The sequence below is a fragment of the bacterium genome (assembly GCA_021372535.1).
Classification (GTDB): Bacteria; Latescibacterota; Latescibacteria; order Latescibacterales; family Latescibacteraceae; genus JAFGMP01.
The window spans coordinates 18,867-28,398 of record JAJFUH010000061.1 but is presented as its reverse complement, the minus strand read 5'-3'; the positions used below and the strand labels follow the sequence as shown (position 1 = coordinate 28,398).

The 9,532-nt window shown below is 51.5% G+C and carries 5 protein-coding genes; all 5 read left to right on the top strand.

What is annotated here, in order from left to right; translation table 11 throughout:
• On the top strand, positions 1–1,654 hold a 1,654-nt coding region (locus tag LLG96_06650; GenBank protein ID MCE5249884.1), incomplete at its 5' end, for a beta-galactosidase trimerization domain-containing protein.
• Between the two features lie 64 nt (positions 1,655–1,718).
• Entirely contained in the window at positions 1,719–2,606 is an 888-nt protein-coding gene (gene dapA, locus LLG96_06645) for a 4-hydroxy-tetrahydrodipicolinate synthase (protein ID MCE5249883.1), read from the top strand.
• Positions 2,607–2,665: 59 nt separating this feature from the next.
• Positions 2,666–3,517 (top strand): alpha/beta fold hydrolase, encoded by an 852-nt coding sequence (locus tag LLG96_06640; protein ID MCE5249882.1) that lies wholly within the window; start codon positions 2,666–2,668, stop codon positions 3,515–3,517.
• 56 nt (positions 3,518–3,573) lie between these two features.
• A complete protein-coding gene (locus tag LLG96_06635) occupies positions 3,574–7,644 on the top strand; it encodes a translocation/assembly module TamB domain-containing protein (GenBank protein MCE5249881.1) in 4,071 nt (1,356 codons plus the stop codon).
• Positions 7,641–9,437 carry an outer membrane protein assembly factor BamA gene (bamA, locus tag LLG96_06630; protein ID MCE5249880.1) on the top strand — a complete coding sequence of 599 codons (1,797 nt, stop codon included), beginning with the start codon at positions 7,641–7,643 and terminating at the stop codon, positions 9,435–9,437. Before LLG96_06635 ends, bamA begins: the two co-directional genes overlap by 4 nt.
• Positions 9,438–9,532 lie beyond the last annotated feature (95 nt).

The following is a 9,532-nucleotide window of genomic DNA, read 5'->3' as shown; positions in this document are numbered from 1 at the left end:
ATCTCTGGCTGTTACTCCACAGGATGAGGGCTATGGACTACCCGGCGACTGTTCCGTGTCCGCGGCGGTAGCGTCCTTTGCGATTCCTGGGTCGATAACGGGGCTTTCGGTAAACGGCGATGCATCGAGCAGGGGCAGCGACGAGCTGCTCCGCTCGGCGCCCTGGGAGAGCCTTTTTCTGCGGATGAACAGTGTCTGGTGGAAAAAAACATACGGCGGTGTCGATGCTGCCCTTACTCCGCAAAACACGCTTTCTCCAGCGTTTTCGGCGGTTGCGGAAGAAGCGCGTGAAATCATGGGGGGTATCGACATTCTCCTCGGCGGAAGCACCCTTCATACGGATCATATCGGTATACTCTACAGCCCGGTATCCAAGTTTGCGGCATGGACATCCGCCGACCCCGAGACACACCCTTCTGCCGCCTCGGTGTCGCAACACGGATTCGACAATATACACATGATGTCATCGTCGGTGCGGTCGTTTTACCTTGCATTCAGGGAGGCCGGTTATAATCCGGTGTTCGTCGCCGAGGACCAGGTGACCGACAGTTGGCTTATCGAGCAGAACATCAAGGTTCTTGTCCTGCCTTTTATTCAGGCAATGTCCGACGAGACGGCGGATTACATCAAAAAATTCGTAAAGCGCGGCGGCACCGTTATTGCCGATTTACGTCCCGGTGTCATGGACGACCATCTCGTCATGCGCGACACAGGAGTGCTCGATACCGTGTTCGATATTACTCAGGGCACCGAAAGAAAAACCCCAACTGTATCGGGAACGTTTGTTTCGCAGAAAATCCGGGGGAAAATCCCCGCACAGATCACATTTGATAATTGCCGCAGTGATCCCACCGTTAAAACGGGGAAAGATGTCTTTGTTTTTGCTTCCGTAGGGAATACACCGGCTGTTATTTTCAACCGGTACGGCAGCGGCTGCGGTATTTTCCTCAACATGGACATGGGCCGTTACGAGCTGATGAATTCCGGGCGTCAAAGAGCGGCTTACCGGGATGTCATATCCTGGTGCCTTTCTTCCGGCGGTTTATACACGCCGGTTATTTCTGTCCGTGACTCAAAGGGGGTAATGGAGAACGGCATGAATATTTCGGTTTTCAAGGATTTCGATGCAATCTATATCGGGCTTCTCAGAAATCCCGCTCTCATGGAGACAGGTGATTCCGTCAGCGGGTATTTCCTCGACCTGACGCGGATTAAATCCCCGGGCTTTATATACAATGTCCGTACCCGCGAGTATCTCGGCACGGGATCAAAAATTCCGGTGAACGTGCAAACCGGAAAAGCCGAACTGTTTGCATTCATGCCGTACCGGCTTGTGGGGCTTGATATGAAAATCAACAACCCGGTTGTCGTTGTCGGAAACACGGTCGACTTTTCGGTGACCATTATTACCGGAAGAAACAACACGAAACCGTGCCGTCATGCACTCCGTGTCGAGGCAGTCGCCCCCGACGGGAGTCTGAAACCGTTCCTTGCCTCCACCATCGAAGCAGTATTCGGTGATGCGAAATCGACCATCTATATATCTCCGGATGACCCCCCGGGACGGTGGGTATTGCGTGTCACTGACATTGTCACGGGCAGGCAGGCCGAACGTTCTTTCATGGTTATGGCGACAGGCAGCACAAATCAGTGACTATAAAGAGGCCATTCGATTCTATTCTTCATAGTCTTTACCGGTTGAAGGAGGAAAAATCAGTATGTATTCATTTTTAAAGGGTGTTATCGTTCCGGTTGTCACCGTTTTCGATTCACATGAAAACATCGACGAGGAAGGATTCCGGGCAATTCTCAATTACCTTGTCGATCACGGCGCCCATGGCATATTTGCCTGCGGAGGGCAGGGTGAGGGGCATGCGCTGACAAAGGATGAAAAGCTGCGGCTTCTCGACATCTGTCTTGAAACGGTCAACGGACGTGTTCCGGTCCTCATGGGAACCGCTGCGCTTACTACCCGTGCAACGATAGAGATGACCCGCGCGGCGAAAGAAGCGGGCGCCAGTGCGGCAACCATTATTACCCCGTACTATATATCTCCCGGCCAGGACGAGATGTACCGTCACTACTGCGATGTGCTCGATGCGGTCGATATCCCCATGGTTATCTATAACAACCCGTGGAGAACGCACCTCAACATCCTGCCCGAAACGGTTGCGCGAATCTGCGAATACTCCCCAAACCTCGCCGGTATCAAGGATTCAAGCGGCGATCTGGGAATGACCCTCGGATATAAACGGCTCTGCCCCGACTACTTCAGGGTTTTCATCGGCCGTGACCAGATCATCTATCCTGCCTTGTGCGGGGGGTGTGACGGCACGGTTGCGGCGACTGCAAATGCCGCCATAGACATCGTGCTTGGTATTTACAACGAATTCTCCGCGGGAAATCATGAAGCCGCCAGGGCGTATCAGAACCGTCTCATACCCTTGAGGGAATTCTTTTCGCAGGGCACCTTCCCGGTGATCGTCAAGGAAGCGATGATGCTTCAGGGGCTTCCATCGGGACCGTGCAGGCGGCCGGTCGGTCCTCTCTCTGAAGACAAACGTGAAAAACTGCGGATAATTCTCACCACTATGGGATTGCTCTGAAAGCCCGTAAGATAATTTCCCGCTCACTGACAGTTAAAATCCGCCGGGAAAGACCCGCCATGAAAAAATCCGAAGTAAAAGTTGTCCGGTTTGCGGCACGGCGTATTCATGGTATCGCCGCGCTTGTTTCGATCTGTTTAATTGTCACTTTATCCGCAGTGTACGGTGTTTCCGGCCCTCAGACATCTTCCGGCTCTGTCAGCCCGGCGTATAACACACAATCACCCCCGGATTCACAGCCGGGCTTTCTCACCATCGCTGAGCCGGAGAACGAACTGGTGGTGCTGATTCACGGGTTTTGCAGAACAAAACGCGATATGTATCCTTTACAAACGTTTCTGGAATCACGGGGATATCACGTGTTCTGTCCCACGCTTCCGACCGCGTTCGGCTCGCTCGAAACGTGTACCTTAAAATTTGAGGAGGAGTTTCGGGAGCTCAACGGGCAGTATGACCGGGTTCATTTTGTTGGTCACAGCATGGGAGGCCTCATTATACGGCTTTTTCTGTCGAGAAACGATGTACCCGGCCTCGGGCGGTGTATCCTGATCGGCACCCCGAACAACGGCACCGAGCTTGCCGCCCTCGCTGACCGTTACTGCAAGCCGTTCATGTGGATATTCAAACCATGCCGTTCGTTCCAGCCCGGCAGAGTTGAGATTCCGCCGCCGCTCAATTCGCCCCCGCCCGAGATGGGAGCGATCGCGGGCAACGGCTCCGGTCTCTTCCTCGGAAGGTTTATCACAGGAGAGAATGACGGCCGCGTTCCGGTTGACTCCGTTCCGTTCAGTGGCATGAAGGAGTTAATTGTTCTGCCCTTCAATCATGTGGAAATCCATCACCGTCCCGAAACTGCCGAACTGGTCATCTGGTTTCTCCGGGATGGAACATTTCAGGGAAATAATCGGTAAAAAGGTATCTACAGAAAATGAATCCGGTAAGAAAATCAAGATATCTGCTTATAATAATGCTCAGTGCCGGAGTTGTCGTTACCGTCGTGTGCGGTGCAGTTGTACTTGCAGTGCTGTTTCTGACATCCGCTTCCGGTGAAAACTACCTCCGCGCCATTATCGAACGTCAGGCAGGCAAGGCGCTGGGATTGCACGTTCGTATCGGCACGCTTGAAACAAACCTCGTTTCGCGTGTACAGGTCTGGAATGCCGAAGCCGTTCCCTTGCAGGGCGCCGATAAAACGGCTCTCGTGACCATACCATATGCCCGTATCGATTACCGGCTCTGGCATATTTTGACAGGAGAGTTCACGCTTGAATCGATTCTTGTCGACAGCCTCTCTGTATCGGTACGGAGGGACAGCACCGGCGTGTACAATCTGCCCGAAACCGGAGGAGGCCCAAAGCCCGGTTCTTCTGGAAAACCCCCGGCAATACATGTTCGCCTCGGAAATGTCATAGTAAAAAACGCTTCCGTGAACTACCATGACCTCATGATACCGCTTGCGGGAAATTTCAGGGGTATTTCGGTTTCCGTGCAGGGGGTGTCCGAAGGTCACCGTTTTCATGTACAGGCGGGATCGGGAGAGTTCGTATACCGTGAGACGCCGGTTACCGTGGATGGGCTCGCCATACGGGGATTGCTGAACGACAATGAATTGAATATCGAACATCTCTCGTTTCAGCTTCCGGGTATCGAAGTAGCCGGGGATGCGGCTGTACTCTTCGGCGACGCATCCCCGCTTCTTGAGGGAGAGCTCCGTCTGCGGGGCAATCCCGATATCTTCATGGAGGTTTTTCGAAACAGTATTCCGTCCCAATTGACTCCATGTACCGGCATGTTCGATATCGGCGTCGGATTTCAGGGGCCTGTAAAAAAGCCGAATATTTCTCTTAAGGCCGGTTTTACGGATGTTCGTGCCGGCGACTGGTCGATACGAAAAGGAGCGGTATCAGGAAGGGTGAATGCCGACAGTATTGCGGTCGATGAGATTGCTCTGGACATGATGGGGGGGAGCCTGTCGGGTAACGGCCTGGTTCTGCTTGATGAAAAACGTTCCCAGCATTTGACGCTGTCGGTGAAAGGTGCCAGACTCGCCGATCTCTGGCGCCGTATGTACCATGAGAAATCGCCGTTTGAGGGTGTCATCAGCGGAAAGGTAGAAACGGACGGTCCCTTGCTTGCGGTGGAGGACCTCATTGTTTCCGCCGGGGTGGATATCGAGAAACTCACGTATCGTTCCGTTCCCGTCGCCGATATCAGTTCAGATATATCGATCAGAAACCGGCGTGTGACGACCGAACTCCGCCAGTCGGATTCCGTAATCAAGGCAGTGGTAACGGTGGGCGACAGCACTCTGGACGGAACGTTTTCAGCGCATATTGTCAACCTGGAACCGCTGGCCGGGCTGGTCGATATTCCCGATCTTCAGGGATCGGCCGATGTGACAGGCACTGTTTCGGGAAATATCGATAATCCGGATTTCACCGCGGATTTACGGGGGAAAACGATCCGTTACAAACAGTACCCCGTTGATGATTTGAGCGGCAGCATTGCACGGACACGGGGGCGGATCGCAATGAACCGGATTGTCATGACAGGCGCGCTTACCACGGTTGATTCGCTCCGTCTTCCTCAGTATTTGAGCGACATGCGAGGCGGTGTTTCGTATGAAGCCCATCTGAACGGCCCGATAGAGAACCTCGCTGGAGAGATCAATGCCCGGTTGTTCCGGCCAGGATTCGAGCGTTTACAGTTTGACAGCGGTGAGGTACGGTTGTCGGTGAGTGACCACAGCGTACACCTGCATTCGCTTGAACTCGAACGTGATTCGGTGCTGGTACGGTTAACAGGAGATTATAAGATCGATTCCACACAGGGGACGCTCGATCTGGCTTTCCTGAAACGCCTCGGTAACCCAAGTGAACGGGGCGGGACTGTCCCGTCCGTCGAATCTGCGGCAGGCGATATATATAAGGGATTTATGCCGACCGGGATGATGAATGTGAATTTTGATCTTTCCCGCAGAGACCATATGAAAGTGGATGCCCGCGGCGAAGGGCTCGATATGGGAGACATCACGAAGCTTTACCCCGGTTTGCCGGATTTAGACGGGAAGGCACAGTTCGAGCTTGCGTTCGAGGGTGACTCTGCCGAACCCCTTGCTTCTCTCGATTTTTTCATCGACTCGCCTGCGTATGAGCAGCTCTCTTTGGATTCCGTCAGAGGAAATTTACGGATATCTCATGGCGTGCTGTATGCCGACACCCTTGAAGCTTTTGTAAATAAGCAGCGGACATGGGCGCACGGCGAAATCGGGCTGGTAAAATCGGCAACGGGTGATTATACGGTTTCGGGGCAAAGTTCTGTCCGATGCTTCGCCGAGGGGAGAAACATCACTGTCCAGCTGCTCAAACTCATTTTACCTCCCGAAGTGTATTTTCAGGGCAGCAGCGCCTATAAACTGGAGTGTGACGGTCTGCTGGAAAAACCCCACATCAGGGGAACGCTTGATATTATTGATACCGAACTCCGTCTCAATCCGAAAACACCTCCGGTCAAAAATATCAGAATTGCCGCTTCATTCCGTGATTCGGCGCTCTTTATCGATTCTGCGGATGGGATAGTGAACGAACTGCCCTTCAGCTTACAGGGCACGGTTGTAACCGGTGACTGGGAACACTACCGGACACAGATGAACCTGACCGTTTCCGGTTTTGATGTAATGAACGGGAGCGGAACGATATGGAGAGATGGGCTCCAGCTTTCCATGAATGTCAAAGATTTCGATCTTTCGATGCTGCAGGCGTTTACTCCGGGACTTGAACAGCTGAAAGGAATCCTTGTTTCAACGATGCATGTCGAGGGATTGTATGCCGATCCGGTCATAGGCGGAACTCTCACCGTTCATGGACTGGCATTCAAACCTTCCATGGTCAGGGAAATGTTTACTCAGGGGAATCTTCAGATACGTATAGAAAACAACAGTGTCTTTCTGGATTCCCTGTCCATTCTGTTGAACGGAGGATCGATCAGAGCCGGCGGGAACATGATGTATCGTAAGAGAGAAATCGAATCGCTCGACCTTAAAGCCTCGGTGAACAATCTGAAAATAAACCGTCCTAAAGAGTATATTCTGACAATCAAATCCGGTCAATTGACGTGCAGCAAACAGAATGAGAATTACCTTGTGGATGGTACGGTTATTCTGGGAGAAAGCCGTCTGCAATATGGTTTCGGCCCCAGGGATATACTGTCTTTTGCCCAGAAAACCGAAAGGCCGCCGCAGGAATCGAATCCATTGGCGCAGCGCATACGGCTCAATATACAGGTACAGGACAGCGACAATATGTGGGTGGATAATAACCTTGCCCGGCTGCGGCTGCATTCGGAGCTGGCATTTGTCGGAAATCTTGAGCGTCCGAATGTAACCGGACGGTTGGCGGTGAATGACGGGTATGTGCTCTATCTGGACAGGAAATTTGATGTCAAACGGGGAATTGTCGATTTTGTCGATCCCAATCGAATAAATCCTGTGGTGGATATCAGCGCTCAATCAACCATCAAAACCTATCAGACGCTTGAAAAAATCCCATATGTTGTCACACTCGCGATAAACGGCCCCCTTGACCGTGCGATTGTCGATCTTACATCCGATCCTGTGCTCGATAAACCCGATATTCTTTCTCTGCTTACTCTGGGTGCAACACGTGATCGGTTGACGAGCAGAAAATCGGGCGAAAGCGATGTCTCGATCAACGATGTACTCAAAGAACGAACCGAAGCGCTCTCCAGCAGAAAAATATCGGGTTATGTGAGCCGCAGACTCGGGAATATTTTCGGCCTTGAAGACATATCGATAGAGGGGAATCTGTTTAACATCGGCAAATCTTCCGGGCCGCAGCTTTTTGCCTCGGAAAAACTCTCGAACAGGATGCGAGTTACCTATACGACGATGGTCGGTCACACGAACGAGCAGAGTATCAGGCTCGATTATCTGTTATCGAAATACTTCTCGATCGAGGGACAGACCGATCAAAGCGGGCGGTCGGGACTGGATATCAAGTACAGGTTGAGATTCAAATGAAAACAGTATGGCGGACAATAATATACGGACTTTGTATATCCCTTTTCTTCGGGGCGGATATTGCATATTCCGCTCAGAAAAAGAAAATAAAAATAAAATCCGTTACCATCGAAGGAAATCATGTTTTCAGCGACCGCCGTCTGGAAAAGGTGATGGTATCACGGTCGTCATCGTTCCTGAATCCCGCCTATTATTACCCGGAAATATTCGATGACGATCTTAAAAATCTGGAGCTGTTTTATCATCAGCAGGGATATCTCGATGCCCGGATAACCGACCATCAGGTTATTATCGACGAAGCCAGGCGTCATGCACACATCCGTATGGAGATTTACGAGGGCGAAATTACCCATGTTGAAGGTGTAAGTGTGTTGGGCAATAGCGGTTTGAACGATGACATCCTGCTTAGGAAAATCAATGTTCGGAGCGGTGATGTCTTCAAACGGAGCAATATAGAGGATGCCACGCTTGCCCTCGCTACACTGTATGCCGACAGCGGATACATCGATGCCGATGTGAAGCCCGATGTGCGGATCGATTCGGAGACCCAACGGGCTCTTATTGATTTTAACATACAGGAAAAACAGCAGTTCAGAGTCGGGGAGATTCATATAAACGGGCTCGGTAAAACGAAATCGAACGTGTTGATGAGGGAATTGAAAATCCGATCCGGTGAAATAATAAACTATACCCTCATCCGGGAATCTCAGTACAACATGTATACGACCGGGTTGTTCCAGAGCGTTTATATCCGTCCGGAGCCATCGGCAGGCGGTGATTCGACCATAAAAGATATCAGAATTGATCTGCGGGAAAACATGAACGGTGAGTTCAATGTCGCGCTCGGGTATGGTTCGATCGACAGAGCTCGCGGAAAAGTGGAAGTCTACAATAACAATGTCGGCGGAAAAGCCCGTAAACTCGGTCTCGCCGGGAAAATGAGCTTTATCACCCGCAGTCTCGAAGGATCGTTTACCGAGCCGAGGACGATTGGTACATCATGGCGGACCGATGTCAACACGTTTATAGAGTTACAGGAAGAGCCGGGATACAATCTCAATCGGAACGGCGGGAAAGTGGCCATCGGACGGACGATTTCGAAAAACGAAACCATGACACTCGCATACCGTCAGGAATACACCAAGATAAGCAATATCAAACTCAGTGTTGTTCCGAAAGAAAAGGATGTCAATATCAGGAGTTTGAAGCTCTCGCTCGTTCGGGATTTCAGGGACAATTTATTCAATACCACAAAGGGAATGTATGCCGAGTTGAGTACTGAAGTCGGCGGATTCTATTCGAGCGGCGTTGACAGGTTCGTTCGTTCGGATTTTCGGTTGAAATACTTCGGTCATCTCGGAAAAAGCACGGTTGTCGGTTCGGCGCTTGATGTCGGATGGATGGAGGCGGGGAGCCAGTTCCAGTCGATACCCCTTCAGGAGCGTTATTATGCCGGAGGCCCGAATTCTCTGCGAGCGTTCGATTATCAGAAGGTCGGTCCGCTCGATGAAAAAAGGGTGCCGCTCGGAGGCAGGCTCAAGGTGGTCTTTAATATTATCGAGGTGCGACACAGTCTCTATAAACGGATCGGCGGCGCACTTTTTGCCGAAGCGGGAAATATCTGGATGAATCCCGGAGATTTCAGCCTGAGCGATATCCGAACAGCGGCGGGTGCTGGACTGAGGCTCAACACGCCGCTCGGTCTGGCACGGCTTGATTATGGCTTCAATCCCGACCCTCGAAAGGGCGAGCCATCGGGTAAGCTGTATTTCAGCATGGGACAGGCGTTTTAATACATGATTGCATTGAAAAAACTCCAAAACTTATTATCGATGAACGTTTTTAGTCCCCGATCAAGTCGGGGATCGATTTTGGGTTAACAGGTCTC